Source organism: Rhizobium sp. CNPSo 3670, from assembly GCF_057784555.1.
Genome location: NZ_JBXSOL010000087.1, coordinates 1 through 1,363 on the forward strand (window position 1 = coordinate 1; position 1,363 = coordinate 1,363).

The following is a 1,363-nucleotide window of genomic DNA, read 5'->3' on the forward strand; positions in this document are numbered from 1 at the left end:
GATGATGTCCCAGGGAGTGGTGTAGCTCGGGCGATCATCGAGCTTTCCGGACGGGGCCGGGAACGGGTCAACTTGCAGCGGGCAAGTTGATGAGCGGATCATCACTCATTGTGGCGATCGTCTCAAGTGTCATGTAGCGCGAGCGCTGAACGGCCCACTCGTCATTTTGCTCCAGTAGCAAAGCGCCGACGAGTCTGACAATGGCATCGTCGTTGGGAAAAATGCCGACCACCTCGGTCCTTCGCTTGATTTCTCCATTCAATCGCTCAATCGGGTTCGTGCTGTGCAGCTTGGTCCAGTGCTGCTTGGGAAAGGTCATGTAGGCGAGCACATCTTCCTCGGCGCTGTCCATGAGACCAGCGAGCTTCGGCACTTTCGGCCTGATCTGATCGGCGACGTTGCGCCACTGTTGGCTGGCGGCTTCCGGGGTGTCTTGGGCAAAGGCCGTCGCAATGAAGGCCGAGACCACGCGTCGGCCGCTCTTGCCGGCATGCGCCAGGGCATTGCGCATGAAGTGAACGCGGCATCTTTGCCAGGTAGCGGAAAGCACCTTGGAGACGGCCGCTTTGATGCCCTCGTGTGCATCGGAGACAACGAGTTTGACGCCCCGCAAGCCACGCCGGGTGAGCTTGCGTAGAAACTCTGTCCAGATCGGTTCTGCCTCAGAAGTGCCGATTTCCATGCCAAGCACCTCGCGACGACCATCGGTGTTGACACCGACGGCGATGATGACGGCGACAGAGACGATACGGCCACCACGCCGAACTTTGAGGTAGGTCGCATCGATCCACAAATACGGCCAGTCGCCCTCAATCGGCCGGTCAAGGAAGGCTTTGACTTTGTCGTCTATCTCCTCGCAGAGCCGCGAGACCTGGCTCTTGGAGATGCCACTCATGCCCATCGCCTTGACCAGATCGTCTACTGAGCGGGTCGAGACACCCTGGATGTAAGCCTCCTGGATCACGGCTGTCAGAGCCTTTTCGGCCATCCGGCGCGGCTCCAGAAAGCTCGGAAAGTAACTGCCGGTGCGAAGTTTGGGAATCCGCAGTTCGACGGTGCCAGCTCGGGTCTCCCAGTCGCGATCGCGATATCCGTTACGCTGAGCAAGTCGAAAGTCATTCTTCTCGCCGTAGGCCGCACCGGTCTTCGCGCCAACCTCCAGCTCCATCAACTTCTCGGCAGCAAAGCCAATCATCTCGCGCAGCAAATCCGCATCAGCGCTCTTCTCAACAAGCGAGCGCAGGTCCATCATGTCATTGGTCATCGGTGGTCTTTCCATCAGGTTGTGCTTGAACAACCCAACCCTACCGGAAAAAGCCGATGACCACCGCTATCCTCCTACACCACCTCTCGGGACATCATC

General features: G+C 58.7%; 1 protein-coding gene. It reads right to left on the reverse strand.

Annotated features, from left to right (window positions below):
* Positions 1 to 67 precede the first annotated feature (67 nt).
* The gene (locus AC13QO_RS29875) at positions 68 to 1,264 is read right to left on the reverse strand and encodes an IS256 family transposase (protein ID WP_488542761.1); all 1,197 of its coding nucleotides are present in this window, start codon (positions 1,262 to 1,264) and stop codon (positions 68 to 70) included.
* Positions 1,265 to 1,363: the final 99 nt, after the last annotated feature.